The sequence below is a fragment of the Citrobacter sp. Cb004 genome, from assembly GCF_030337065.1.
Lineage (GTDB): Bacteria > Pseudomonadota > Gammaproteobacteria > Enterobacterales > Enterobacteriaceae > Citrobacter > Citrobacter braakii.
The window spans coordinates 17,555-44,134 of record NZ_JAOWCH010000067.1 but is presented as its reverse complement, the minus strand read 5'-3'; the positions used below and the strand labels follow the sequence as shown (position 1 = coordinate 44,134).

Annotated in this window: 28 protein-coding genes; 12 read left to right on the top strand and 16 right to left on the bottom strand. The window is 52.4% G+C overall.

Translation table 11 applies throughout. The features are described from left to right. Positions 1 to 6 precede the first annotated feature (6 nt). Positions 7 to 954, bottom strand: coding sequence for a trehalose operon repressor TreR (treR, locus tag OGV65_RS19325; RefSeq protein ID WP_016155565.1), 948 nt, complete (start codon positions 952 to 954; stop codon positions 7 to 9). Positions 955 to 1,145: 191 nt separating this feature from the next. Here treR and mgtL point away from each other — a divergent pair, with 191 nt between their 5' ends. From mgtL to OGV65_RS19305, 5 genes are all read left to right on the top strand, one after another. Continuing rightward, complete coding sequence (mgtL, locus tag OGV65_RS25440) at positions 1,146 to 1,199, top strand: mgtA regulatory leader peptide MgtL (protein ID WP_223870169.1); 54 nt, start codon at positions 1,146 to 1,148, stop codon at positions 1,197 to 1,199. A 144-nt stretch (positions 1,200 to 1,343) separates the two neighbouring features. Continuing rightward, positions 1,344 to 4,052 (top strand): magnesium-translocating P-type ATPase, encoded by a 2,709-nt coding sequence (mgtA, locus tag OGV65_RS19320; RefSeq protein ID WP_286455342.1) that lies wholly within the window; start codon positions 1,344 to 1,346, stop codon positions 4,050 to 4,052. Between the two features lie 375 nt (positions 4,053 to 4,427). Next, complete coding sequence (locus tag OGV65_RS19315) at positions 4,428 to 5,405, top strand: TRAP transporter substrate-binding protein (RefSeq protein WP_016151488.1); 978 nt, start codon at positions 4,428 to 4,430, stop codon at positions 5,403 to 5,405. A 62-nt stretch (positions 5,406 to 5,467) separates the two neighbouring features. Continuing rightward, positions 5,468 to 5,977: a TRAP transporter small permease gene (locus tag OGV65_RS19310; protein ID WP_047499903.1), complete on the top strand. Its 510-nt coding sequence runs from the start codon at positions 5,468 to 5,470 to the stop codon at positions 5,975 to 5,977. 30 nt (positions 5,978 to 6,007) lie between these two features. Next, on the top strand, positions 6,008 to 7,294 hold the full coding sequence (locus OGV65_RS19305; protein ID WP_016151490.1) for a TRAP transporter large permease: 1,287 nt from the start codon (positions 6,008 to 6,010) through the stop codon (positions 7,292 to 7,294). Positions 7,295 to 7,385: 91 nt separating this feature from the next. On the opposite strand, the gene ridA is transcribed toward OGV65_RS19305, so the two are convergent. The 4 genes from ridA to pyrL form a co-directional block, all read right to left on the bottom strand. Beyond that, positions 7,386 to 7,772 (bottom strand): 2-iminobutanoate/2-iminopropanoate deaminase, encoded by a 387-nt coding sequence (ridA, locus tag OGV65_RS19300; protein ID WP_016151491.1) that lies wholly within the window; start codon positions 7,770 to 7,772, stop codon positions 7,386 to 7,388. 76 nt (positions 7,773 to 7,848) lie between these two features. Beyond that, positions 7,849 to 8,310 carry an aspartate carbamoyltransferase regulatory subunit gene (gene pyrI / locus OGV65_RS19295; protein WP_016151492.1) on the bottom strand — a complete coding sequence of 154 codons (462 nt, stop codon included), beginning with the start codon at positions 8,308 to 8,310 and terminating at the stop codon, positions 7,849 to 7,851. 13 nt (positions 8,311 to 8,323) lie between these two features. Next, a complete protein-coding gene (gene pyrB, locus OGV65_RS19290) occupies positions 8,324 to 9,259 on the bottom strand; it encodes an aspartate carbamoyltransferase (protein ID WP_016151493.1) in 936 nt (311 codons plus the stop codon). A 36-nt stretch (positions 9,260 to 9,295) separates the two neighbouring features. Next, positions 9,296 to 9,397 carry a pyr operon leader peptide gene (pyrL, locus tag OGV65_RS19285; RefSeq protein WP_003025819.1) on the bottom strand — a complete coding sequence of 34 codons (102 nt, stop codon included), beginning with the start codon at positions 9,395 to 9,397 and terminating at the stop codon, positions 9,296 to 9,298. Here pyrL and OGV65_RS19280 point away from each other — a divergent pair. Then, positions 9,377 to 9,499, top strand: coding sequence for a hypothetical protein (locus OGV65_RS19280; RefSeq protein ID WP_085951096.1), 123 nt, complete (start codon positions 9,377 to 9,379; stop codon positions 9,497 to 9,499). The two genes, pyrL and OGV65_RS19280, sit on opposite strands and share 21 nt — an antisense overlap. Here OGV65_RS19280 and OGV65_RS19275 read toward each other — a convergent pair. The 5 genes from OGV65_RS19275 to arcA all read right to left on the bottom strand — a co-directional run bounded on the left by OGV65_RS19275 (position 9,496) and on the right by arcA (position 14,801). After that, complete coding sequence (locus OGV65_RS19275) at positions 9,496 to 9,975, bottom strand: arginine repressor (protein WP_047499901.1); 480 nt, start codon at positions 9,973 to 9,975, stop codon at positions 9,496 to 9,498. The genes OGV65_RS19280 and OGV65_RS19275 overlap by 4 nt on opposite strands. A 144-nt stretch (positions 9,976 to 10,119) precedes the next feature. Continuing rightward, the gene (locus OGV65_RS19270) at positions 10,120 to 11,523 is read right to left on the bottom strand and encodes a YfcC family protein (protein WP_200080240.1); all 1,404 of its coding nucleotides are present in this window, start codon (positions 11,521 to 11,523) and stop codon (positions 10,120 to 10,122) included. Positions 11,524 to 11,578: 55 nt separating this feature from the next. Next, a complete protein-coding gene (gene argF / locus OGV65_RS19265) occupies positions 11,579 to 12,583 on the bottom strand; it encodes an ornithine carbamoyltransferase (protein WP_103766882.1) in 1,005 nt (334 codons plus the stop codon). A 55-nt stretch (positions 12,584 to 12,638) separates the two neighbouring features. Further along, positions 12,639 to 13,571 carry a carbamate kinase gene (arcC, locus tag OGV65_RS19260; protein WP_286455341.1) on the bottom strand — a complete coding sequence of 311 codons (933 nt, stop codon included), beginning with the start codon at positions 13,569 to 13,571 and terminating at the stop codon, positions 12,639 to 12,641. A 9-nt stretch (positions 13,572 to 13,580) separates the two neighbouring features. Beyond that, entirely contained in the window at positions 13,581 to 14,801 is a 1,221-nt protein-coding gene (arcA, locus tag OGV65_RS19255; protein ID WP_153690719.1) for an arginine deiminase, read from the bottom strand. A gap of 673 nt (positions 14,802 to 15,474) precedes the next feature. Here arcA and OGV65_RS19250 point away from each other — a divergent pair. Beyond that, a complete protein-coding gene (locus OGV65_RS19250) occupies positions 15,475 to 15,927 on the top strand; it encodes a YhcH/YjgK/YiaL family protein (protein ID WP_016151499.1) in 453 nt (150 codons plus the stop codon). 102 nt (positions 15,928 to 16,029) lie between these two features. On the opposite strand, the gene argF (OGV65_RS19245) is transcribed toward OGV65_RS19250, so the two are convergent. After that, positions 16,030 to 17,034 carry an ornithine carbamoyltransferase gene (gene argF / locus OGV65_RS19245; protein ID WP_047499896.1) on the bottom strand — a complete coding sequence of 335 codons (1,005 nt, stop codon included), beginning with the start codon at positions 17,032 to 17,034 and terminating at the stop codon, positions 16,030 to 16,032. Next, positions 17,004 to 17,099 (bottom strand): putative translational regulatory protein ArgL, encoded by a 96-nt coding sequence (gene argL / locus OGV65_RS25545; protein ID WP_370916541.1) that lies wholly within the window; start codon positions 17,097 to 17,099, stop codon positions 17,004 to 17,006. Before argL ends, argF (OGV65_RS19245) begins: the two co-directional genes overlap by 31 nt. A 98-nt stretch (positions 17,100 to 17,197) precedes the next feature. Between argL and rraB the strand changes: the two genes are divergently transcribed. The 3 genes from rraB to OGV65_RS19230 all read left to right on the top strand — a co-directional run bounded on the left by rraB (position 17,198) and on the right by OGV65_RS19230 (position 19,429). Next, positions 17,198 to 17,623 carry a ribonuclease E inhibitor RraB gene (rraB, locus tag OGV65_RS19240; RefSeq protein ID WP_016151501.1) on the top strand — a complete coding sequence of 142 codons (426 nt, stop codon included), beginning with the start codon at positions 17,198 to 17,200 and terminating at the stop codon, positions 17,621 to 17,623. A gap of 51 nt (positions 17,624 to 17,674) precedes the next feature. Next, positions 17,675 to 18,433, top strand: a complete 759-nt coding sequence (gene miaE, locus OGV65_RS19235; protein ID WP_019078254.1) for a tRNA isopentenyl-2-thiomethyl-A-37 hydroxylase MiaE — start codon at positions 17,675 to 17,677, stop codon at positions 18,431 to 18,433. 165 nt (positions 18,434 to 18,598) lie between these two features. Further along, positions 18,599 to 19,429: a hypothetical protein gene (locus OGV65_RS19230; protein ID WP_019078255.1), complete on the top strand. Its 831-nt coding sequence runs from the start codon at positions 18,599 to 18,601 to the stop codon at positions 19,427 to 19,429. A 26-nt stretch (positions 19,430 to 19,455) separates the two neighbouring features. On the opposite strand, the gene OGV65_RS19225 is transcribed toward OGV65_RS19230, so the two are convergent. Beyond that, entirely contained in the window at positions 19,456 to 19,959 is a 504-nt protein-coding gene (locus OGV65_RS19225; RefSeq protein ID WP_016155577.1) for a GNAT family N-acetyltransferase, read from the bottom strand. Positions 19,960 to 20,152: 193 nt separating this feature from the next. Here OGV65_RS19225 and OGV65_RS19220 point away from each other — a divergent pair, with 193 nt between their 5' ends. Further along, positions 20,153 to 21,343, top strand: coding sequence for a YjgN family protein (locus tag OGV65_RS19220; protein ID WP_286455340.1), 1,191 nt, complete (start codon positions 20,153 to 20,155; stop codon positions 21,341 to 21,343). Positions 21,344 to 21,399: 56 nt separating this feature from the next. Here the strand turns inward: OGV65_RS19220 and OGV65_RS19215 are convergent, their stop codons facing one another. The 3 genes from OGV65_RS19215 to pepA form a co-directional block, all read right to left on the bottom strand. After that, positions 21,400 to 24,255, bottom strand: a complete 2,856-nt coding sequence (locus OGV65_RS19215) for a valine--tRNA ligase (RefSeq protein WP_075849118.1) — start codon at positions 24,253 to 24,255, stop codon at positions 21,400 to 21,402. Then, entirely contained in the window at positions 24,255 to 24,698 is a 444-nt protein-coding gene (gene holC / locus OGV65_RS19210; protein WP_016151505.1) for a DNA polymerase III subunit chi, read from the bottom strand. Before holC ends, OGV65_RS19215 begins: the two co-directional genes overlap by 1 nt. Positions 24,699 to 24,808: 110 nt before the next feature. Continuing rightward, positions 24,809 to 26,320 carry a leucyl aminopeptidase gene (pepA, locus tag OGV65_RS19205; RefSeq protein WP_003025870.1) on the bottom strand — a complete coding sequence of 504 codons (1,512 nt, stop codon included), beginning with the start codon at positions 26,318 to 26,320 and terminating at the stop codon, positions 24,809 to 24,811. Between the two features lie 153 nt (positions 26,321 to 26,473). On the opposite strand from pepA, the gene OGV65_RS19200 reads away from it, so the two are divergent. Then, positions 26,474 to 26,524: a hypothetical protein gene (locus OGV65_RS19200; RefSeq protein WP_212723231.1), complete on the top strand. Its 51-nt coding sequence runs from the start codon at positions 26,474 to 26,476 to the stop codon at positions 26,522 to 26,524. The last annotated feature ends 56 nt before the right edge of the window (positions 26,525 to 26,580 follow it).

The following is a 26,580-nucleotide window of genomic DNA, read 5'->3' as shown; positions in this document are numbered from 1 at the left end:
AAGCGATCAGGAGAGGGTGGAAGGAATAACGATTTGTCGTAGTTCGCTACGGCCATTGATCTGCTCGATCAGCTGCGAGGCCGCTTGTCGTCCGGCTTCGGCATATCCTGGATCGACGGTGATAATTTCCGGATGGAGGAATTTCATCAGCGGCGTACTGCCCACGCTCGCCAGCTGTAAATTCTCAATTCGCTGCTCTTGCAGATATTTGCTGACACCAAGGGCGAGGGTATCCGTCGCGCAGACTAAGGCAGTGGTTTCCGGGGTGATGACGTTGGCGGCCTGCTCATAACCCTGCTTCATGGCAAGACCCGGTAGCGCGGCTACAGGATGCAGTTTGTGTTTCTTACAGAACGCCAGGTAGGCTTCATGGCGGCGCTTACCGGTGGTCACGTCGCTATGGGGAACGCCAAGAAAGCTGATATGGCGATGCTCGCGATCGTATAAACGCTGCATCAGGGTGCGAATGGCGCCTTCATCGTCATAGCAGACGGAGGCAAAGCCTTTGGCATCTCTTGCCAGCAGCACCAGCGAATCCTGCCAGGAGGCGAGCATGGATTCACTTATGCCGGTAAAACCAAACAGCACCACGCCGTCAATATTGCGGCGTCTGAGCATGCCGAGATGCTCTTCAACCAACTCGGGCGAGAACTGGCTTTCCATCATGATCGGGTCGTAACCCTGCTCATAAAAGGCGGGCAGCATGGTTTGCACGGCGAGATTTTCCGAAAGCGAGTCCAGACGCGTGACGATGATCGCCACCACCTTATCACTTTGTCCGCGCATGGCGCGTGCGGAGCGGGAAGGGGAAAAACCGTGCTGATTCATCACCGCTTCAACGCGTTCGCGGGTGCGTTCGCTCACGCCGCTTTCATTGTTAAGCACACGGGAAACGGTTGATTTTCCCACACCGCTTAAGCGGGCGATGTCTTTAATTGTCAGCCGGTTTTGCATCCTGTTTTCCCGTGTTGCGTGTGAAGTTATGCCAAATAGAGAATAACTTTACTCAAGCGCAGCGCAATGGGCAAAGTCTGGTATACGTTTGGTTTAGTTTCCATGGTTTATCATACTGCCATAATTGCCACAAACCTTATGGTTTTCTGCGTATAATCCGCAGCGCAAATCATTCACTTACCGGAGGCTATATGGATCCCGATCCCACCCCTCTCCCGAGATGGAGAAACTCCCCTTTCCGGTAAGCCTGTCTTTCACTGTCTTACCGGAGCAGTAAGACAGTGACGTTCTGACGTCCCTGTTGTGATTTTAATATTGCCATCAGGTAAGGCTTTGCCACGCCTGAAGGATTTACTGCGCCTGTTGAGACTGGCGCAGAGGGACTGCCTATGTTCAAAAATATTACTCGCCAGCTATTTGCCCGGCTAAACCGTCATTTACCACATCGTCTGGTGCATCGCGATCCGTTGCCTAATGCCCAGACCGTTGCCAGCACGCCGATCCCACCATCGCTGAGCGAACATTGTCTGAAAATGGCGCTGATGGACGAAGCCGCGCTGTGGAAAACGTTTGGCGCGCACCCGGAAGGATTAAATGCCGCAGAAGTGGAAAACGCTCGCGAATTACATGGTGAGAACCAACTGCCGGCGCAGAAGCCGTCGCCGTGGTGGGTGCATCTGTGGGTCTGCTACCGTAACCCGTTTAATATTTTGTTGACCATCCTCGGTGCGATTTCCTATGCCACCGAAGATCTGTTTGCCGCTGGCGTCATTGCTCTGATGGTCGTCATCTCTACGTTACTGAATTTTGTGCAGGAGGCGCGTTCCACCAAAGCGGCAGATGCGCTGAAAGCGATGGTCAGTAACACCGCTACGGTGCTGCGCGTTATCAACGAGAAAGGAGAGAACGGCTGGGTTGAACTGCCGATCGACCAGTTAGTTCCCGGCGATATCATTAAGCTGGCGGCAGGGGATATGATCCCGGCCGATCTGCGTGTGGTGCAGGCTCGTGACCTGTTCGTGGCCCAGGCTTCGCTGACCGGTGAATCGCTGCCGGTGGAGAAAGTCGCAACCAGCCGCGACCCGCAGCAAAGCAACCCGCTCGAATGCGATACCCTGTGCTTTATGGGCACCAACGTGGTGAGCGGCACGGCGCAGGCCATCGTGATTGCGACCGGCGCCAATACCTGGTTCGGGCAACTGGCGGGCCGCGTCAGCGAGCAGGAAAGCGAGCAGAATGCTTTTCAGAAAGGGATCAGCCGCGTCAGCATGCTGCTGATCCGTTTTATGCTGGTGATGGCGCCGATTGTGCTCATCATCAACGGCTATACCAAAGGCGACTGGTGGGAAGCGGCGCTGTTTGCCCTGTCTGTCGCGGTGGGGCTGACCCCGGAAATGCTGCCGATGATCGTCACCTCGACGCTGGCGCGCGGGGCGGTGAAGCTGTCAAAACAAAAGGTCATCGTCAAACACCTCGACGCCATTCAGAACTTTGGCGCGATGGATATCCTGTGTACCGATAAAACGGGTACCCTGACACAAGACAAAATTGTACTTGAGAATCATACAGATATATCTGGTAAGCCCAGCGAGCACGTCCTGCATTCTGCGTGGTTGAACAGTCATTACCAGACCGGGTTGAAGAATCTGCTGGATACGGCAGTGCTGGAAGGCGTGGGCGAAGAATCAGCCCGCCAGCTCTCTACCCGCTGGCAGAAAATTGATGAGATCCCGTTTGACTTCGAACGCCGCCGCATGTCGGTGGTGGTCGCTGAAGAAGCCGATGTGCATCAGCTGGTGTGCAAAGGCGCGCTGCAGGAGATCCTCAGTGTCTGCACCCAGGTGCGCTACAGCGGTGAGGTTGTCCCGTTAGATGACAACATGCTGCGTCGGGTGAAGCGCGTCACGGATACGCTGAATCGCCAGGGGCTGCGCGTGGTGGCGGTGGCGACGAAATACCTGCCAGCGCGTGAGGGCGATTACCAGCGTATTGATGAATCAGATCTGATCCTCGAAGGCTATATTGCGTTCCTCGATCCGCCGAAAGAGACCACCGCGCCAGCGCTCAAAGCGCTGAAAGCCAGCGGTATTACGGTGAAAATCCTGACTGGCGATAGCGAGCTGGTGGCGGCGAAAGTGTGTCACGAAGTGGGGCTGGATGCGGGCGATGTGGTTATCGGTAGCAACATTGAAGGGTTAAGCGACGATGAGCTGGCAACGCTGGCCCAGCGCACCACGCTGTTTGCTCGTCTGACTCCGATGCACAAAGAGCGCATTGTCACGCTGCTCAAGCGCGAAGGTCATGTGGTTGGCTTTATGGGGGATGGCATTAACGATGCCCCGGCGCTGCGCGCGGCGGACATTGGTATCTCCGTTGACGGCGCGGTTGATATTGCGCGTGAAGCGGCTGATATCATCCTGCTGGAAAAGAGCCTGATGGTGCTGGAAGAAGGGGTGATCGAAGGACGCCGTACTTTTTCTAACATGCTGAAGTATATCAAAATGACGGCCAGTTCTAACTTCGGTAACGTGTTTAGCGTGCTGGTGGCGAGCGCCTTCTTACCGTTCCTGCCGATGTTGCCGCTGCACTTACTGATTCAGAACCTGCTGTACGATGTATCCCAGGTGGCGATTCCGTTTGATAACGTCGACGAAGAGCAGATCAAAAAGCCGCAGCGCTGGAATCCCAGCGAGTTGGGGCGCTTTATGATCTTCTTTGGACCGATCAGCTCGATCTTCGACATTCTGACATTTTGCCTGATGTGGTTCGTCTTCCATGCGAATACGCCAGAACATCAGATGTTGTTCCAGTCTGGCTGGTTCGTGGTAGGCCTGTTGTCGCAAACGCTGATTGTGCATATGATCCGTACCCGCCGCGTGCCGTTCATCCAAAGCCGCGCCGCATGGCCGCTGATGCTGATGACGCTGGTGGTCATGGTGGTAGGCATTGCATTACCGTTCTCGCCGCTGGCCAACTATCTGCAATTGCAGGCGCTGCCGCTGAGCTACTTCCCGTGGCTGATTGCGATTCTGGCGGGCTACATGACATTAACCCAGCTCGTGAAAGGTTTTTATAGCCGCCGCTACGGCTGGCAGTAATCCTCAACTTCTTTGCAGGAGGGTGTTAATACTCTCCTGCATTTCTCTTTTTCATTCGAAAGATATTCTCCCGAAATATTGGTGTTTTATTTTTATTGAAATGCTAACGCGGGTAATTAGTATCAAATTGCCTTCTTTGCGTTGTTTTTTTATCAATAAAACGATCTGCGTTGCAAAAATGAAACAGCGTGCTAAAAATTATAAGCATCTGCGATTTTTTGTGAACGCAGTCATCGAAATAAATTGTTACACCAGTTAGTCTGCGCAGGTAACGTCGTTAAGAAAGTTTCTCGCTGCCCGTTTTTAATTCCGGCAGTCATTTGCTCTGCAAGCTATTCCTGTTAATGGATATTATGAACTTCTGGAGAAGGACAAATGAAACTGACAAAAAACCTGTTAAGTCTGTGTATTGGCGCGTCTGTATTACTGGCGAGTCATGCAACGCTGGCACAAACCTTTCGCGCCGCAGATGTGCATCCGGCTGATTACCCGAACGTTGTTGCAGTGAAACATATGGGGGAGAAACTTAGCGCCGCGACCGAAGGTCGTCTGGAGATCAAAACATTTCCAGGTGGTGTGTTAGGCGATGAAAAACAGATGATTGAACAGGCGCAATTAGGCGCCATTGATATTATTCGCGTCTCAATGACGCCAGTTGCCGCAATTCTCCCTGAAATAAACGTGTTTACCCTGCCATATATTTTCCGCGATGAGGACCATATGCATAAGGTTCTCGACGGCATGATTGGTCAGGAGATTGGCGACCGTCTGACAGCCAATACCAAATCACGACTGGTGTTCCTTGGCTGGATGGATGCGGGAACGCGCAACCTGATCACCAAGAATCCGGTAGTGAAACCGGAAGATTTGCACGGCATGAAAATCCGCGTTCAGGCCAGTCCGATAGCGCTGGATACCCTAAAAGCGATGGGCGCTAACTCCATTGTGATGGGCGTCAGTGAAGTATTTAGCGGCATGCAGACCGGCGTTATTGATGGTACGGAAAATAACCCGCCAACGTTTGTTGCGCATAACTATTTGCCGGTCGTGAAAAACTATACCTGGAGTAAACACTTTATTATTCCTGAGCTTTTTCTGTTCTCGAAAGCCAAATGGGATAAGTTAAAAAAAGAAGACCAGGAACTCATTATTAAACTGGCTAAAGAAGCCCAGGTAGAGCAACGTAAACTTTGGCAGGATTATAATGCGAAATCGCTGGAGACCATGAAAGCCAACGGTGTTCAGTTCCACGATATTGATACGGACTATTTCTATAAAGCCACGCAGTCAGTACGGGATAATTACGGTAAAGACCACCAGGATTTGATCAAACGTATTCAGGATGTGAAGTAATTCATCGGGTGGAGGATATCAATCCTCCGCCTGAGTCTTTTGATTAATTCGAGGTGATGATTATGGGTGAATGCTATTCATCGGTAATGGATTTTCTTTATCGAGTGTCAATGTGGATTGCCGGTATCGCATTATTGGTTATGGTCGCCATTATCCCTATTGGCATATTCGCGCGTTATGTCCTGAATAACGCGCTGTCATGGCCTGAGCCAGTCGCCATTCTTTGTATGGTGACATTCACCTTTATTGGCGCGGCGGTGAGCTATCGCGCAGGTTCGCATATCGCGGTAAGCATGGTGACTGACCGTCTGGGGGAATCTTCCCGCCGTTACTGCTCGGTAGTCGCAGACGTTATGTTAATGGCGATAAGCCTGTTCATTCTGTGGTACGGCTCCATGCTATGCCTCGAACTGTGGGAACAGCCCGTGGCGGAATTCCCAATTTTAAGCGCCGGGCAAAACTATCTCCCGTTGCCGATTGGCTCTGCTATTACGCTGCTGTTTATCGTTGAGAAGATCTGCCGTGGCTCGCAGTACCAACGTCCTGTTGTCATGCTGGGATCGACCAGCTAGTTACCGCCCCCATTTCAGAAAGGAAAGCAGATGGATGCATTTATTCTCGTCTTTACGCTCGGCATTATGCTGGCGATTGGGGTACCGGTAGCGTACGCGGTTGGCATTAGCGCCATCATTGGGGCCTGGTACATTGATATTCCGCTGGAAGCGGTGATGATCCAACTGACCAGTGGGGTGAACAAGTTTTCGCTACTGGCGATCCCGTTCTTTATTTTGGCCGGGGCTATTATGGCCGAAGGGGGCATTGCGCGGCGGCTGGTAAACTTTGCCTATATTTTCGTTGGCTTTATTCGCGGCGGTCTGTCGCTGGTCAACATTGTGGCATCGACCTTTTTTGGCGCAATTTCTGGATCGTCGGTGGCCGATACCGCGTCTATCGGCTCGGTAATGATCCCGGAGATGGATAAAAAAGGTTATCCGCGCGACTTTGCTGCAGCGGTCACTGCCAGCGGCTCGGTGCAGGCGATCCTCACGCCGCCGAGCCATAACTCGGTTATCTACTCGCTGGCAACGGGCGGGACGGTGTCGATTGCCGCGCTGTTCATCGCCGGGATCCTACCGGGCCTGCTGTTAAGCTTCAGTCTGATGGTGATGTGTGTCGCTTTTGCGCACAAACGCGGTTATCCAAAAGGGGAGCGCGTACCGTTTCGCCAGGCGCTGAAGATATTCGTCGATACGCTGTGGGGCTTAATGACCGTTGTGATCATCATGGGCGGTATCTTGTCAGGTATCTTTACCGCGACGGAATCTGCGGCGATTGCCTGTCTGTGGGCCTTCTTTGTCACCATGTTTATCTATCGTGACTATAAATGGTCTGAACTGCCGAAGCTGATGTTCCGTACGGTGAAAACGGTCACTATCGTCATGATCCTGATAGGTTTTGCCGCCGCGTTCGGTGCCGTCATGACCTATATGCAGTTGCCGATGCGTATCACCGAAGCTTTCACCAGCATCTCGGACAACAAATACGTTATCCTGATGTGCATTAACATCATGCTGTTGCTGATCGGTACTCTGATGGATATGGCGCCGCTGATCCTGATTTTGACGCCGGTTTTGCTACCGGTAACCAACGCGCTCGGCATTGATCCGGTCCATTTTGGGATGATCATGCTGGTGAATTTAGGGATCGGCCTGATAACGCCGCCGGTAGGGTCAGTGCTGTTTGTGGCCAGTGCGGTGAGTAAGCAGAAAATTGAGCAGGTAGTGAAGGCGATGCTGCCGTTCTACTTCGTGCTGTTCCTGGTGCTGATGATCGTCACGTATATTCCGGCGATTTCGCTGTTCCTGCCGAGACTGTTTGGTGTGATGTGATAAATGCCCGGTGGCGCTCGCGCTTACCGGGCCTGCAAACTACGCTTGCGTAGGCCGGACAAGGCGAAGCCGCCATCCGGCACAAAAAGACTTAGCGACGAACGGCGATCGCTTCAATCTCGATTTTCACGTCTTTCGGCAGACGGGCAACTTCCACGCAAGAACGCGCCGGGAAAGTGGCGTTGTGCTCGGTGAAGAACGCTTCGTAGGTCGCGTTTACGGTTGCGAAATCGTTCAGGTCTTTAACGAAGACGGTAGTTTTTACGATGTCGCCCACTTTCAGGCCTGCTGCTTCAACGATAGCTTGCACGTTTTCCAGCGACTGACGCGCCTGAGCGGACACGTCTTCCGATACGGCACCGGTTTTCGGATCGACCGGGATCTGACCGGAAGTGATTACCATGCTACCCAGGTCAACGCCCTGAACGTATGGGCCGATTGCTGCTGGTGCATTTTCCGTCGCGATAGTCTTGCTCATGATTTCTCCTGAATTACAGCGGTAATAGAATGTTCCCGGCCATTATAGGGAGCCGGGAAATCATTACCAACACCAATTAGTTGGCCAGCACCACATAATGCGAAAACTCTTTTTCACAGTATTTGCATTTGAGTGCGATGTCGTCAGCGCGCTTTTTCACTGAAAAACTGGACGATACTGGTTCAGCATGGCTGATGCAGTTGCTGTTCGGGCAAACCAGCACGTTATCGATACGTTCAGGCAGGCTCGGACGTGATTTACCCACCACGTCATAATCGTCAATGCGGTTTACCGTTGCCTGCGGAGCGTACAGGGAGAGCTGGTTTACCTGCTCGTCGGTCAGGAACGTATTTTCGATTTTAATCAGGTCTTTACGGCCCATTTCGCCAGACGGCAGGTTCAGGCCGATGGTGATACGCTGGTCGGTTTCAGTCAGTTTGAACAACGTCAACAGCTTAAAACCAACCTGTGCGGGAATATGGTCAATTACGGTGCCACGTTTGATGGCTTCAACCTGCAGTTTGTTATCGTGTGTCATCTCTTTTTCTCCCTTACAGTGCCAGTTCGCTATTCAGTACCAGTGCCAGTAACGCCTGGCGGGCGAAGATGCCGTTGCCAGCCTGCTGGAAATACCAGGCGTGCGGCGTCTTGTCGACGTCGGTGGTGATTTCATCGATGCGCGGCAGCGGATGCAGCACCTTCATGTTCGCTCTGGCACCGTTCAGATCGCTGGCACGCAGAACAAACTGTGCTTTCACGTTGGCGTATTCGGACGGGTCCAGACGCTCTTTTTGTACGCGGGTCATGTAGAGGATATCGACCTCCGCCATTACCTCTTCGATAGTGCCATGCAGGCTCCAGGCGATACCTTTTTCATTCAGCATATCCAGAATGTATTGCGGCATGGCCAGCGCGTCCGGGGCGATGAAGTAGAAGCGGTTACCTTCGAACTTTGCCAGCGCCTGGGTCAGGGAGTGGACGGTGCGGCCATATTTCAGGTCACCCACCATGGCGATTTGCAGATTGTCCAGGCGACCCTGCGTTTCCTGAATGGTAAACAGATCCAGCAGCGTTTGGGTGGGATGCTGGTTGGAACCGTCGCCGGCGTTCAGTACCGGCACGTTACCGGAGAACTCGGTTGCCAGACGCGCGGCGCCTTCCTGCGGATGGCGCATCACGATGGCGTCGACATAGGTGCTGATGACGGAAATGGTGTCGGCCAGAGTTTCGCCTTTTTTGCCAAGCGACGTGTTGCTGCTGTCAGAGAAACCCACCACGCTGGCGCCCAGACGGTGCATGGAGGTTTCAAAAGATAAACGGGTGCGGGTTGACGCTTCAAAGAAGCAACTGGCGATGACCTTATGTTTTAACAGCTCTGGCTGCGGGTTAGCTTTTAATTTCGCCGCCGTCGCGAGGACCAGATTAAGGTCATCGCGGCTGAGGTCGTTTATGGAAATGATGTGTTTTTGATAGAGCGGGTTAGCCATGTTTATCTCCTGACGCCTGGGCAAAAAAAAAGCCCCTCAATTGAGGGGCTCGGAATGGGTGATCAACGGAAAGAAAAACGGCAGGCCAGCGTCCTTTTTCAGACGCGGTAAGACAAAATGTCGTACACACTGAACCATACATCCTCCCGGCAAATTGTCCGCGATTATACTCAGCTCCGTTATGGGATCAAGCGAAAAATGCACTATTTATTCATCGCAAACGGTTCTTATGAATTTTAATTCATTTTGAATAGATAATTAATCTGCTTATGGATCAGGCCCGTTCGCTGTACCACCCGCGGCGCGACCCAGACAATACTGCTACCGGCAATGACGCCGAGAATTTCTGGCAACGCGTGATAATCGAGGATTCTGGCTACGGCGCGACCATAGCCTGCCGCCGTGTGGATGAGGATAAACTCGCTATTGTGTTCCACGCTGACCACCATTTCAGCAATCGATCGGGCAGCATCAGGCGCGGGTCGTGATTGCGGATTTACAGAATAAATTTTTTGCCCTTTTGTATTTCTTATTTTTATAGCACCGAGCAGTTTCAGCAGACGAGATACCGTTGACTGGCTAATCCCGGTGAAACCATGGTGTTGTAGATCGCGGCGAAGCGCTTCCTGAGACAGGTAGCTTTTTTCGCTAATCAGGCGCTGACAAATCGCCAACTGTTTCTGCTCTTTGGTCGAGTAATCATCGAATTCCTTCATAAAAACACCCTAAATTTATCATTTGTATCAATGCGATGGCGAAATTCACCACATTTGCAGTATCAATAACGGCTCAAACGGGCGGTTGTGCAGAAAAACGAGAGCGCGCTCAAAAAAGCCGTCGTGATCCGACGGCCAGCAGGACTACAGCATCGCGCCGATACTCAGAACAACCATGTTCAGTACCGTCAGAATTAGCAGCAGTGGTGCGACCCATTTCAGGTAGCGCACATAAGGAACACGAGCGATGGCCAACCCACCCATCACAACCGCTGAGGTGGGGGTAATCAGATTCACAATGCCGGAAGCGGATTGATACGCGGTGACGACCAGATCCCTTTGCACATGGGCGAAGTCAGCCAGCGGGGCCATAATGGGCATCGTGAGCACCGCCAGGCCAGACGAGGAAGGGACCAGGAAGGAGAGCAAGACTTCCAGCCAGTAAGTCACATTGATGAAAATGGTGGTGGACAGACCGGAGACTAAATTTTCGGCGCTGTGCAAAATGGTGTGGGTGATCATGCCGTTGTCCATCACCACGACGATACCGCGCGCAATGCCGATAATCAGCGCCACGCCGAGCAGATCCCGTGCCCCGTCAATGAAGGTACTGGTGAATGCTTCTTCACTCATGCGGGCAATCACGCCGACGATAATCGCAGATGCCAGAAAAACCCCAGATATTTCCGCCATCCACCAGCCGAGCACCGCGACGCCATAAATCATCACTGCAAAGGCGGCGGCGAATATCAGCAGGATCCACTTACGCGTAGCCGTGAATTCAAGATTGGTATTGGCGCGACTACCGAGAAAATGGGCACGGTTTTCCTCCAGTTTATCGGCCACGATGGAAAGCTCAGGATGGCTGCGAACTTTCCGTGCATAGCGCATGACCCATACCACACAGATTACATAGCCGACGACCAGCAGCAGAATGCGCATCAGCATTCCCTGGGTGAAGGGGATCCCGGCGGCGTTAGCGGCGATAACTGTTGCGAAAGGGTTGATTGTTGAACCGAGGGTGCCGATGCCTGCGCCAAGCAAAACGGTTGCAGCAGCAACCAGTGGATCAAAGCGCGCAGCCATCATGACCGGAACCAATAAGGTGTAGAAAGGAAGTGATTCTTCCGCCATGCCGTAAATCGTGCCTCCGGCGGCGAAAAGTCCCATCAGGATGGGGATCATCCACTCTTCTTTGCCGTTCAGCCTGACCGTCACGCGTTCGATTCCTGCGTCGATGGCGCCCGTTTTGTTTACCACGCCGAGAAACCCGCCAATAATCAGGACAAACAACGCCACATCAATCGCGCCTGCGGTGTAGGTTTCGTGGTTATAAAGCCCGTCAATCGGAGCCAGCAGTACAGCCGTTAAACCTTGTGGATGCGCCTCTGTTGGGGCATAGGTACCGGCAACCGGCACTTCTTTGCCCAGGGTGGCATTCATCGCCATCTGGTATTTCCCGGCAGGGACAATCCAGGTCATAACGGCGACGAGCGCAATGAGAATAAACAGGATGGTATACGCGCTGGGAAATTTGAATTTGCCCATGATGTTCTCCGGATAGCTTGGGCATATGCCGCCAGGCGACACATGCCCGCTGGGGTTAGTCGCCGAGTGTCGCTACCATGACCGCTTTAATGGTATGCATCCGGTTTTCTGCTTCGTCGAAGACGATGGAATGCGCTGACTCAAATACCTCATCCGTGACTTCAAGCCCTTTCAGGCCGTAAGCCGCTTCGATTTCACGGCCCACTTTGGTGTGCTCGTTATGGAAGGCAGGCAGGCAGTGCATGAATTTCACATTGGGATTGCCGGTCGCATCGATGACCTGCTGGTTAATTTGATAAGGCGTCATCAGGCTGACGCGTTCTGCCCACGCCTCTTTGGGTTCTCCCATCGAAACCCAGACATCGGTGTAGAGAAAGTCCACGTCGTAAACGCCTTCCTCAACATCCTCTGTGAGCGTAATGCGCGCGCCCGTCACGCTGGCGATTTCACGGCATTCGGCAACCAGCGCCTCGTCCGGCCAGAAGGATTTCGGTGCGACCAGACGAATATCCATCCCCATTTTCGCCGCGCCGACCATCAGCGAATTGCCCATGTTATTGCGGGCGTCACCAAGGTAAGCGAAGCTCAGTTCGGGTAAGGTTTTACCCGGGGCGTGTTCCAGCATGGTCATCAGATCCGCGAGGATCTGCGTAGGGTGGAATTCATTCGTCAGCCCGTTCCAGACCGGCACACCAGCGAACTGCCCCAGTTCTTCCACGATCTCCTGGCCGTAGCCGCGGTATTCAATACCGTCATACATGCGACCTAACACGCGGGCGGTATCTTTCATCGACTCTTTATGACCAATCTGCGAGCCGCTTGGGCCAAGGTAGGTCACCTGTGCGCCCTGATCGAAAGCGCCGACTTCAAAGGCGCAGCGGGTGCGAGTTGACGTTTTTTCGAAGATTAGCGCGATATTTTTACCGACCAGCGTTTGCCTTTCGCGTCCGGCTTTTTTTGCCGTTTTTAACTCGATAGCCAGATCGATCAGGTACTGGATTTCCGTTGGGGTGTAGTCCAGCAATTTGAGAAAATTGCGATTTTTCAGGTTAACAGTCATGAAAATATCCTTATGTAGGCTGGATAAGGCTTCGCTTTACCCAGCAAAAAAAGCCTTAAGCGTTAACATCATTGGCTTCGCGCCGAATTAGCGTGCCTTTGTCACCGGCGAGAATGGCCGAACCGTCAGCCAACGAGCCGATGCCAGCAATCCCGTGACAGTGAGAGACAAATTCCGCGCAGGCGGTGACTTTGGGGCCCATTGAACCGGCGTCGAATTGCATTTCGCCGAGCCGTTCCGGCGTAACCTGGGCCAGCGGGCGCTGGGTAGGTTTGCCCCAGTCGAGATACACCGCATCGGCATCGGTCAGGATCAGCAGCGCATCGGCGTGGATTTGTTTGGCGAGCAGGGCGGCGGAGAGATCTTTGTCGATCACCGCTTCAATACCGTGGTAGCCATCGGCTTTTTCCACCACCGGTACGCCGCCACCGCCGTTGCAGATAACCAGATGATCGCGGGCGATCAGTGTGCGAATGGCGTCACTTTCCACGATACGTTTGGGTTGTGGAGAGGTCACAACACGGCGGAACGCTTTACCATCGGCTTTGAAAACCCAGCCTTTTTCCGCCTGTAATGCATGGGCCTGGGGTTCGTCATAAATCGGCCCGATATATTTGGTGGGATTGCTGAAGGCCGGATCGTGGGCATCGACTTCAACCTGAGTCAGCAGGACACTAATTTCACGCTGTGGGAGCTGGTTTTTCAGGGCCTGTTGCAGCATATAGCCAATCATTCCCTGACTTTCTGCGCCGAGAATATCGAGCGGATAGGGGGTGACGTTGGCATACGCACTGTTTTGTAACGCCAAAAGTCCAACCTGCGGGCCATTGCCGTGTACCAGAATTACGCGCCACTGCTGCGTGAGTTGAGCGAGAGTTCTTGCCGCCAGCTCAATATTCTTGCGTTGGATGTCGGCTTCCAGCGGTTCGCCGCGTTTGAGTAGCGCATTGCCGCCCAGCGCCACAACCAGGGTAGGTTTGTTTTCCATAACGTCTCCTTAAATACCGTCGCGTTCCAGCGGGCAACTCATGCAGCGCGCACCGCCGCGCCCACGTCCCAGTTCGTCGCCAGGAATGGGTAAAACAGTGATGCCTGCTTTGTCGTATTTTTCGTTGGTCCAGATGTTGCGTTCGTAGCCCACCACAACCCCGGGGCGCAGCGTCAGAACATTGTTCGCGTCATTCCACTGTTCGCGTTCAGCTTCGAAGGCGTCGCCACCGGTGGTGATCAGATTGATCTGGTCGAGGCCAAGTGCTTTTTCGAGGGCATGTACCAGCGTACTTTCCTGGGTGCGTTTCAGGCCGCCACGCCCGTCTGGTGTCAGGGTCCAGCACTGGACATCCGGGCGCACCACTTCCGGGTAGACGGAGAAGGTATTGATATCGATGTGGGTCATGACGGTATCGAGGTGCATACAGGAGCGATGTTTCGGTAGTTCGACTGCGATGACGCGTTCTGCCTGGCGATGCTTAAATAGCGACTGGGCAAGGAACTCAATGCCCTGCGGCGTGGTACGTTCCGACATACCGATGAGAACTGCGCCGCGACCAATGACCAGCACATCTCCACCTTCTAATGTGGCGTGGTCGTAATTAATATTTTCATCGCCGAAATATTTAATAAAATCACCATCGGCAAATTGTGGATGCCAACGGTAAATCGCCCGCAAGTTATTAGTTTCTCGTTGACGTGCAGTTTTTGCCATCGGATTAATGGATACGCCGTTATATATCCAGCATGAGGTGTCGCGGGTAAATAAGTGGTTTGGTAATGGCTTCATAATAAAGTCATTAATATCGTGAGTATCGACCACCATATTTTTGATTGAGGCAGGAATTTCTCCGTATGTCAGCCCACCGCTTAAATGTCGGGCGAGCTCCCGGTGCTGCATATCTGCAAGCCAGGCGCGAATATCCGTGGCGAAAGCGGGGCCAAGGCGATAATCAGAAATTTGTGTATCCAGTAGCCAGCTTTTGGCATCGGGGATATCCAGAGTTTGTGCCAATAAATCAGTGAGTAACAGAACCTCAATTCCCTGTTGACGTAACGTGTTGGCGAAAATGTCATGCTCTTCTCCTGCACGTTCTACCGAAAGAACATCATCAAAAAGCAGTTCCTGGCAATTTGACGGCGTCAGCCTTTTTAGGCTGAGGTTAGGGCGATGTAGCATTACGCTACGTAATTGACCGATTTCAGACCCGACATAATGCTTTTCCATCATTATTCCTTTAATACGATTTTAAAAAATAAAGAGGAGGTGCCTGCAAATAATGTTTATTGCAGTCATGGTTTTTCAGCTGATTTCAGAATCTATATTTAGATCTTATCTGATAGAGAAACGTGATTCATTTCACAGTCAGGTCGATGTTTGGCATTTGTTGTTTAATTTATGAGATGGCTCTGAGAATTTAAAAAATAAAAATATGAATAATTGAATTACTACGCAGGAATATGTCTTGTTATTTAACCGTGTTAATTTTATGTACATATCTAAATATTTAATAAATTAAATAGTACATTGATTTTTATATGTTTTTCTATATTTAATGAATTTTTATGCGAATCTATTATTTTATTATTTGTGCTGTAAGGTTTATTTCAAAATAAATATGACGATGAAGAAAGATAACGAAGGAGACGTAAACTGTGATCGATAGCTGGTTTTTCTAACAAAGCTTTCTATAACAGTGAGTTAGTGACTGAGTTGAAAAGTATGAGACGAAAGTTATGCAGAGTTTATGCATAACCTGTTGCTGGCTATTAGCAATTATTTAACATCATCAGCGATAAACATGCGTTGACGCAAAATATCGGCAAATAGCAGTGGTATGGCAGACCGTTTTTTCGTATAACAACCAAAATGAAACGATGTTTTAATTAAGGGGTTTGAAATGATTGTCGGCAATATTCACAACCTGGATGCCTGGCTGCCGGAAGAGCTGCGTCAGGCGATTGAGCACATTAAAGCGCACGTGACGGATGCGACGGAAAAGGGTAAGCACGACATCGACGGCGAACGTCTGTTCTATCTGATTGCTGAAGATATGACGGAGCCGTTTGCGCAGCGCCGCGCCGAATATCACGCTCGCTATCTGGATATTCAGATCCTGCTCAAAGGTCAGGAAGGCATGACTTTCAGCACGCAGCCTGCGGGCGCACCGGAAACTGACTGGTTGGCGGATAAAGATATCGCCTTCCTGCCGGAAGGCGAACAGGAGAAAACGGTGGTGCTGAATGAAGGTGACTTCGTTGTCTTTTATCCGGGTGAAGTGCATAAACCGCTGTGCGCGGTCGGCGCTCCGGCGCTGGTACGCAAAGCCGTGGTGAAAATGCGGGTAGCATAAACCGGTTTGCCGGGTGCGACTTATCCGGCCTACGGAAGCATGATGGTAGGCCGGATAGGGTGCGTCAGCATCGCCATCCGGCAATTCAATCGCGCAACGCTATTATTTGGAAAGCGTCGCGACCATCACCGCTTTGATGGTGTGCATCCGGTTTTCCGCCTGATCAAATACGATACTGGCGGGTGACTCAAACACCTCGTCGGTCACTTCCATGCCGCCGTGCAGACCATATTCCTGCGCCATTTGTTTGCCAAGCGTGGTTTGATCGTCATGGAACGCGGGCAGGCAGTGCAGGAATTTCACCTGCGGATTGCCGGTCAACGCCATCATCGCGCTATTAACCTGGTACTTACGCAGTTGCGTAATACGTTCGGCCCATTTCTCTTTCGCTTCGCCCATCGATACCCAGACGTCGGTATAGATGAAGTCCGCGCCTTTCACGCCCGTGGCGACATCTTCGGTTAGCGTTATATTGCCGCCGTTTTTCTGTGCCAGCGCTTTACACTCCGCAACGAGGCTTTCCTCCGGCCAGCAGGCCTGGGGCGCGACCAGGCGCAGATCCAGTCCGGTTAACGCAGCGGCTTCCAGCATGGAATTGCCCATATTGTTGCGGGCATCGCCGGTGTAGACCAGCACCATCTCATTAAACGCTTTACCCGGCAGGTGTTCCTGCATCGTGAGTAAATCCGCCAGCAACTGGGTGGGGTGAAATTCGTTGGTTAATCCGTTCCAAACCGGAACTCCGGCATATTCCGCCAGCGTCTCGACAATTTCCTGACCGTGGCCCCGATACTGAATACCGTCGTACATACGACCGAGTACGCGGGCGGTGTCTTTGATCGACTCTTTATGACCAATCTGGCTGCCGCTCGGCCCGAGATACGTCACGCGCGCGCCCTGATCGTATGCGGCAACTTCGAAAGAGCAACGGGTGCGGGTTGAGTCTTTTTCGAAGATGAGCGCGATGTTTTTACCGGTGAGTTTAGCGACCTCGGTACCGTTTTTCTTATCCGTCTTGAGCTGCGCGGCGAGCTGGAGCAGTGACGTGAGTTCAGCAGAGGTGAAATCAAGCAGTTTCAAAAAATGTTTCTGATAAAACGCAGACATAGTTCCCTCACATGGCTTAGGCCATTTATTGAATTAAAATTCAATTTATATGGATGTTTATTCATTTGCAACCTTGTTTAACAAATCTTTCCTGGAAAGGTGGAGGCAATGACAGCGGTATGTGACAATAAGAGTATCGGCAGGACATTATGAGGAATGAGCCATGGCAAACCCGGAACTACTGGAAGAACAGCGTGAAGAAACGCGCTTGATTATTGAAGAGTTACTCGAAGATGGCAGCGATCCAGACGCGCTGTACACCATCGAGCATCACCTTTCCGCGGACGACTTTGAAACCCTGGAAAAAGCGGCAGTAGAAGCCTTCAAGCTGGGTTATGAAGTGACCGAGCCGGAAGAGCTGGAAGTGGAAGAGGGCGACACGGTTATTTGCTGTGACATCCTGAGCGAATGTGCTCTGAATGCCGAGTTAATCGACGCTCAGGTTGAGCAACTGATGAACCTGGCTGAAAAATTTGATGTGGAATACGACGGTTGGGGCACCTATTTTGAAGACCCGAACGGCGAAGAAGGTGAAGACGGCGACGATGAAGACCTCGTCGACGAAGATGATGACGGCGTGCGTCACTAAGTCATCTGCTGACCTACGGTAGCGTCTGCTGCCGTAGGCCAAGGATAACGTATGGATTACCTGCAAATACTTTCCCCGATCCACAACTTCCTGCACTGTAAAACGCCCCAGGCCTGGCTTGATAAAGCGCGAGCCCCGGCGAATCTCCCTCTGTTACTGACGGATCATCTCGTCTGCGAGCTGAAAGCGGCGCAAACGGCCATGCTGCTGGTGCGTAAGTATGTTGCAGATAAACAGGGATCGCAGGCGCTACTGGACTGGCTGAAACCCTATGAAGCGTATGCTTTCAGAGAAGGGGATGAACCGGATTTTATCGCGCTGAATAAACAGATAAGCAAAAGCGTAATGCCGCAAACTGACGACCCGTGGGGGCGCAAGCTGATCGACAGCATGGTTTTGCTGATCAAAGAAGAGCTGCACCACTTCTGGCAGGTGCGTGAGGCGATGATGAGCCGCAACATTCCCTACGTCAAAATTACCGCCAGCCGTTATGCCAAAGGCATGCTCAAAGAGGTGCGAACCCACGAGCCATTAACGCTAATCGATAAACTGATTTGCGGGGCTTACATTGAGGCGCGTTCTTGTGAACGGTTCGCCGCGCTGGCGCCGTATTTGGATGACGATTTACAGGCATTTTATCTTTCGCTGCTGCGATCCGAGGCGCGGCACTATCAAGACTATCTGGCGCTGGCACAGCAGGTTTCTGCCGACGATATCAGTAGTCGGGTGCGGTTCTTTGGCGAAGTAGAAGCCGCATTGATTACTTCTCCCGACGATGAATTCCGCTTCCACAGCGGCGTGCCAGCCTGACTCTCTTCTCTGACGCGCGGCGCTAATCGTCGCGCGGTTTTACCTTTCCTGTTTCCATTAGCAAAATCTGGTGGCTGGAAATCGCTCGCTGCTGCCGTAATAATCAAAACACACGAAGGGGAAATATATCCCCGCAACAGAGACTGTTTTGCATAAGGATGGTTAATGAACTGGGCACACGTATTGTTGGCGGGTTATATCGGGGCGGTGATTGCTATCGTCGTTGGCATGTTTCGCAAAAAAGGCTGGCTGGGAAAGATCTCCGGCGCGGTGGTTTTTGTGGTAGCGATTGTCGCGTGGAATCTGTTTGATGTGCACTACCTGATCCCGCGCGAAAGCCCTGATTATGGGCTGACGGACGCGCAGAAATTTGAAAATGCGATGCTGGCAATGCCTGTTTATCAGGTACTTAAAGAGCAAGAACCCGCGTTATGGCAGAACATCCTCAACCAGGCAACGCAACTGAAAGAAGCTGGGAAAAGCGAACAACAGATTATCGACGCTATTCAGCCGCAAATCCTGCAGGTACAGATGGCGCGTTTGCAGCAGGCACCCGATGCCAATGTGATTGAGTATATGAAAATTAACCTAGAGCAGATTGCTGCGGTGGCAAAAGTGGGCGATGACGAGTGTTTTCGCTTTCTGTTCCCGGCGGTGAAAGGCGGGATTAACCCGGTGCGTATTATTCCGCGGGAGCTGATGAATCGTCGAATGGCCAGCGACATGAGTATGATGCACGCGGCTTATGGCCCGAACAAACATACGGTTACGGCGCAAGAGAAACAGCTGGCGCTTCAGGATCTGCAATCCATCGGCCCGGGATTGGTACAGCGCTTTGGACCGGATATCCAGATTATGGCTGATCCGAGTAAAGGTGTGGGCAAAGAGAAAGTCGCTTGTGAAATGGTGCAGGATTTATGGTCACAGGTGCTGACGCTGCCAACCGCTCGCGCGGCTGGCGTCATTCGGCTGATGCTCTCCGCCGAAATGCAGTAACACAACCATTGCCCCTCCGGCTGAAGTCAGAGGGGTTTTAACATCCGCACTTCGCAATCTACGTGCCCGGTGCAGCCCAGCGCTTCGCTGATATGCTCAAACCCTAAATGTTCATACAGGCGGATTGCCTCGGTCAGAAACGCCGTGGTCTCCAGATAGCACTGTTTGAAACCCTGTTCACGGGCATGTTCGAGGGCCATCAGCGCCAGCTTTTTCGCCAGCCCCTGACCGCGTGCGCTCGACAGGAAGTACATCTTTTGCAGTTCGCAAATGTCCGGTTCGCTACATCCTAACGGCGCAACGCCGCCGCCGCCCACGACTTCACCGTTTTGCTCAACCACCCAGTAGGCCGCGCCCGGCTGGCTGTAAACCTGGAATAGTTCATCCAGATTAGGGTCGGCAACGGTATAGCCCTTATCGGCAGTAAGCCCGTATTCAGCGGAAACTTTGCGGATCACCGCAGCGATAGCGGCATTATCTGCTGCGGTGATTCGGCGCAGCGTAAGCGTGGAGGGTAGCACAACATTCATAATATGGCTCAATTCTAAAAATACACTTATATATTTATTTAATACCACTCTCTTCTGTCGGGTGCAAGACGTTCCTGAATCAGAAAAAATTAAAATACATTGGCTAATTAAAAATAGTATTGTAAACGAACCAGTAAATAAACACTGGTTTTTATTTTTTATCTTAATGGAATTTATATTAGGGATATTGTTCATGAATGATTTTGTTGGTGGCCGGGAAAATCAACGGCACACATTTATTTTTATCGGTAAAGGATGGCAGTACTTTATTATTTGCATTGTCAATTTTTTGCTGTGTTGTATTACTCTGGGTATTTATACACCGTGGGCGATAGTGAAATGTCGGCGTTATATTTACGAGAATATGACTCTCAATGGCCAACCCTTTACCTATAAGGCGACAGGTGGCGCGATATTCGTAAGCTTCTTGTCGATTATGGTGATTTATGGTGCCAGCATGAGTTCTATTGCTAACGGCAGCCCTCTCGTTGGTTTTACTTTGATTGGTTTACTGGTAGCTGTCCTTCCATTAATGACCATAAAAAGCCTGCAGTATCAGGCGATGATGACGTCGCTTAACGGTGTGCGTTTTGGTTTTGACTGCTCACAATTACATGCATGGCTTTTTTTACTGGTTGTGCCAGTGGTGCTTGCTGTGGTGAACTGGGGAGTGATTTATCTTCTGATACTTGCCACCGACTGGATTGAGGGCAGTACTGGAATGCTTATCAGAATAGCATTTATCGCGTTGGTGGGAATTGTGGGCATGGGTATCACCTACGGTATTACCTATGCAAAATGGATGCAGTTAGTGGGTAATGGCGGTAATTTTGGTATTCACCGCTTTACTATTAACGTCAATATGAAAGCAAGCATAGTGGGGTGTATTAAAGCCGTGCTGGTACTGCTGCCATTTGTTGTTGTGATTGTCTGGCTAATTGCCCCTATTTTTCTGCAAATGGTGATGTTGGCTGTGTTAGGCGTGGCCGACGACGAATTTATCCTGGAGAATCAGAGCAAAATAATGGCGAGCTATTTTCTCTATTTCGCCGGAATTATTGTGGTTGGAAGCTATTTATACACCACGCTACGTAATCTGTTCATGAATAACCTGGCGCTGGCCGAGGGCAAAATCCGCTTTCATTCTTCCGTCACTGCACATGGCCTGATCTGGCGTTTTGTACTGGTGTTGTTTATTTCAGGCATCACGTTTGGGCTAGCTTATCCGTGGATGAAAATGTGGCTGGTCAGTTGGCTGGCCAGTAACTCCCATGTACAAGGGGATTTGGATGCGCTGGAACTGACTGACCATACAGAGGCGTTGGAAACAGGTCCGGCGATGTGGGTATCACGTGGTGTGATGACCTACTTCCCGTTCATCTGATACAACAAGGCCGGAGCATGCTCCGGCCTTTAATACGTGTATAACGTCAACGGCAATTACAGCGCGGCGATGACCGCCTGCTGTTCTATCAGCTTCGCTTTCGCTTCCGCATAACCGTCCAGCTTCTCACGCTCTTTGGCGATAACTGCTTCCGGTGCGCGAGCAACGAAACCTTCGTTGGAAAGTTTGCCTTCGATACGGGCAATCTCACCTTCGATTTTCGCCACTTCTTTCGCCAGACGCGCCAGCTCATCTTCTTTATTGATGAGGCCAGCCATCGGGATCAGCAGCTCGGCGCCGTCGATGATTTTGGTCACGGAGACTGGACCTTTGTCATCGGCTGGCAGCACGGTGATGCTTTCCAGACGCGCCAGGTTCAGCAGGAAGCTGCGGTTATCGTTCACACGGCGCATCGCATCAGCGCTGCAACCGCGCAGCAACAGTTCGAGCGGTTTACCTGGGGCGATGTTCATTTCCGCACGGATGTTACGTACGGCAACGATCGCCTGCTTCAGCCATTCGGTATCAGCCAGTGCGGCTTCATCAACCTGTGCGGCGTTATATTCCGGGAACGGTTGCAGCATGATGGTGTCGGCGGTAATACCGGAAATCACCTTCACGCGCTGCCAGATGGTCTCGGTGATGAACGGGATGATCGGATGCGCCAGGCGCAGCAGACCTTCCAGAACGGTGACCAGCGTATTGCGGGTACCGCGCAGTTCAGACTCGGAACCGCCGTTCATTACCGGCTTGGTCAGCTCCAGATACCAGTCGCAGAACTGGTTCCAGGTGAATTCGTACAGAATGCCCGCGGCGATGTCGAAGCGGAAGTTGTCCAGCGCTTCGCGGTACGCTTTGATGGTCTGGTTGAATTCAGCAAGGATCCAGCGATCCGCCAGCGACAGGGTCATTTCGCCGCCGTTGAAGCCGCAATCCTGGTCTTCGGTGTTCATCAGCACGAAGCGGCTGGCGTTCCACAGCTTGTTACAGAAGTTACGATAACCTTCCAGACGCTTCATATCCCAGTTGATGTCGCGACCGGTAGAGGCCAGCGCCGCCAGGGTGAAGCGCAGTGCGTCGGTGCCGTGCGGCTCGATGCCGTCCGGGAACTGCTTCTCGGTACGCTTGGCAATCTTCTCGGCCAGCTGCGGCTGCATCATGTTGCCGGTACGTTTCTCCAGCAGTTCTGCCAGGGAGATACCGTCGACCATATCCAGCGGGTCAATGACGTTGCCCTTGGATTTGGACATCTTCTGGCCTTCGTCGTCGCGGATCAGACCGGTCATGTAGACGGTCTTAAACGGCACCTGCGGCTTGCCGTTTTCATCTTTGATGAAGTGCATGGTCATCATGATCATGCGGGCAATCCAGAAGAAGATGATGTCGAAACCGGAAACCATCACGCTGGTTGGGTGGAACTGACGCAGCGCGTCGGTGTTTTCCGGCCAGCCCAGGGTAGAGAAGGTCCACAGTGCGGAGGAGAACCAGGTATCGAGTACGTCTTCGTCCTGGCGAAGCTGAATGTCGGCACCGAGGTTGTTTTCCTGACGCACTTCGTCTTCAGTACGGCCAACGTAGACGTTGCCGTCGTTGTCATACCATGCCGGGATACGGTGACCCCACCACAGCTGACGGGAAATACACCAGTCCTGAATATCGCGCATCCAGGAGAAGTACATGTTTTCGTACTGCTTCGGTACGAACTGAATGTCGCCGTTTTCAACCGCTTCAACCGCCGGTTTCGCCAGCACGTCGGCACGGACGTACCACTGGTCGGTCAGCATCGGTTCAATAACCACGCCGCCACGGTCGCCGTAAGGTACGGTCAGGTCGTGCGGTTTAATTTCTTCCAGCAGGCCCAGCGCATCAACGGCGGCAACCACCGCTTTACGCGCGGCAAAGCGTTCCAGCTTCTGGAACTCGGCCGGGATTTCATTGGAATAAACGTCGGACTCTTCGCCTTTGGTGTCGTACACTTCCGCGGTTTCACGGATGTCGCCGTCAAAGGTCAGAATATTGATCATCGGCAGGCCGTGACGTTTTCCGACTTCGTAGTCGTTAAAGTCGTGCGCCGGGGTGATCTTCACGCAGCCGGTGCCTTTTTCCATATCAGCGTGTTCATCGCCGACGATGGGAATGCGGCGGTTAACCAGCGGCAGAACAACAAATTTGCCAATCAGATCTTTATAACGCGGATCTTCTGGGTTGACGGCCACGCCGGTATCGCCCAGTACGGTTTCCGGACGGGTGGTGGCGACGACCAGGTAATCTTTACCATCAGCGGTTTTCGCACCGTCGGCCAGCGGATAGCGGATGTGCCACATTGAGCCTTTCGACTCGCGGTTTTCCACTTCCAGGTCGGAAATCGCGGTGCGCAGTTTCGGGTCCCAGTTCACCAGGCGCTTGCCACGATAAATCAGGTCTTCTTTGTACAGGCGAACGAAGACTTCTTTCACGGCATTGGAAAGACCTTCGTCCATAGTGAAGCGCTCGCGCTCCCAGTCAACGGAGTTGCCGAGACGGCGCATCTGGCGGGTGATGGTGCCGCCGGATTCCGCTTTCCACTGCCAGATTTTGTCGATAAACGCTTCGCGACCGTAGTCGTGGCGGGTTTTACCTTCTTCAGCGGCAATCTTACGCTCAACCACCATCTGGGTTGCGATACCCGCGTGATCGGTACCGGCCTGCCACAGGGTGTTTTTACCCTGCATGCGCTGGTAGCGGATCATGGTATCCATGATGGTTTGCTGGAAAGCATGACCCATATGCAAACTGCCGGTGACGTTCGGCGGCGGGATCATGATGCAGAAGGACTCTTTGCTTTCATCGCCGTTAGGTTTGAAATAGCCCTGCTTTTCCCAGTGCTCGTAAAGCGGCTGTTCGATATCTTGTGGGTTGTATGTCTTTTCCATTATTTCCAGGTTGCCGTATTCAGGTTAAAACCAGCCACGCGGTAAGCTTTGTAGCGATCGCGTGCCGATTGTTTCAAAGAATCTTCGTAAGGGACGAAGTCTATCACTTCTGTGAAAGCGGTGGCAAAATCTGCAAAGCCAACGCGCAAACTGATAAGCAGGTCGCGCGGGCTGCTGTTGCGTTTCTCCGGCCAGGCAATCTCTACCGGTGCGCCGCCTCTGGGGCCTTCACCTGCCAGATTATGCGGAACAAAGCTTTCTGCCGGTCTTGCCCACAGGGCTTCATCCAGTCGAAGAGCCTGCTTTTCGTTTTCGCAGGCGATCAGCACGCGCTTGCCAGCACGCCAACGTTCTGCGGCAATTTCACACACCAACTGCTCGACGGCGCTTAAGCCATCGTGTTGCGTGTCATTGTCCAGAAGATAGAAAGTTGCGTTTCTCATATATGGGGCTTCTTCTGGTGAATTTAAATGCGTTGCCATGATGCACAACCGTAGGCCGGATGGCGTTGCGCTTATCCGGCCTACGGGTCTTATTGCTTGTGCTTACCGCCTTACTCTTCGCCGTTAAAACCGGCACGATTGAGCAGGAACTGCGACAGCAGCGCCACCGGACGACCGGTTGCGCCTTTGGCTTTCCCTGAACGCCATGCGGTACCGGCGATATCGAGGTGCGCCCAGTTGTACTTACGGGTAAAGCGTGACAGGAAGCAGCCCGCGGTAATGGCGCCGCCAGGACGTCCGCCGATGTTCGCCATATCCGCAAAGTTGGACTCTAGCTGCTCCTGGTATTCATCACCCAGCGGCAAACGCCACGCGCGGTCGCCAGCCTGTTCGGACGCACCGATCAGCTCATGCGCCAGCGGGTTGTGGTTCGACATCAGGCCGGTGATGTGATGGCCCAGCGCAATCACGCACGCGCCGGTCAGGGTTGCGACGTCAATCACCGCTTCTGGCTCAAAGCGCTCGACGTAAGTTAATACGTCGCACAGGACCAGACGGCCTTCGGCATCGGTATTGAGTACTTCAACGGTCTGACCAGACATGGTGGTCAGCACGTCGCCTGGACGATACGCACGGCCACCCGGCATGTTTTCGCAGCCTGCCAGCACGCCGACGACGTTGATTGGCAGTTGAAGCTCGGCCACCATGCGCATCACGCCATATACCGCTGCCGCGCCGCACATGTCGTATTTCATCTCATCCATGCCTTCGGCTGGTTTGATGGAGATACCGCCAGAGTCAAAGGTTAACCCTTTACCGACCAGCACGATCGGACGTGCGTCTTCGGACGGATTGCCTTTGTACTCGATGACCGACATCAGCGACTCATTCTGCGAGCCGTGACCGACGGCCAGATAAGAGTGCATGCCCAGCTCTTTCATCTGCTGCTCGCCGATCACGCGGGTTACAACATTTTTGCTGTAGCTGTCTGCCAGCTGGCGCGCCTGAGAAGCAAGGTAGGCGGCGTTACAGATGTTCGGCGGCATGTTGCCGAGATCTTTTGCCGCTTTAATGCCGGCGGCGATCGCCAGACCGTGCTGGATCGCACGCTCACCGCTGGTCAGTTCCCGGCGGGTCGGTACGTTGAAGACCATTTTACGCAGCGGACGACGCGGCTCGCTTTTGTTGGTCTTCAGTTGATCAAAGCTGTACAGCGTTTCCTGTGCTGTCTCAACGGCCTGACGCACTTTCCAGTAGTTATTGCGCCCTTTGACATGCAGCTCAGTCAGGAAGCAGACGGCTTCCATTGAGCCAGTATCATTCAGCGTATTGATGGTTTTCTGAATGACCTGCTTGTACTGGCGCTCATCAAGCTCGCGCTCTTTGCCACAACCAATGAGGAGAATTCGCTCAGACAGAACGTTAGGAACATGGTGCAGCAACAGGGTTTGACCTGGTTTGCCTTCCAGTTCGCCACGACGCAGCAGTGCGCTGATGTACCCGTCGCTGATCTTGTCGAGCTGCTCTGCAATCGGAGAGAGACGGCGTGGTTCAAAGACACCCACGACGATGCACGCACTCCGCTGTTTCTCCGGGCTACCGCTTTTTACACTGAACTCCATGCACTACGCTCCTGAATCTTAAAGACAACGGCGGTGGCTACGGATAGAATTGCAAGCTTTCGTAACTCATACCCGCTGTTGCGGTGACTTCGTGTTAATCTTAACGTTATTACGGCATTGGCACGTCAGAACAATTTCTGAGAGGTGGATCCGTTGAGTATAATGATCTTAGCGACGATTTCGACGACTCAAGAGAATAAATGACGTTTAAGCCATGAAACAAGCTAAATTCCGGCAAAAGACGGGTTTTTACGGGCGTA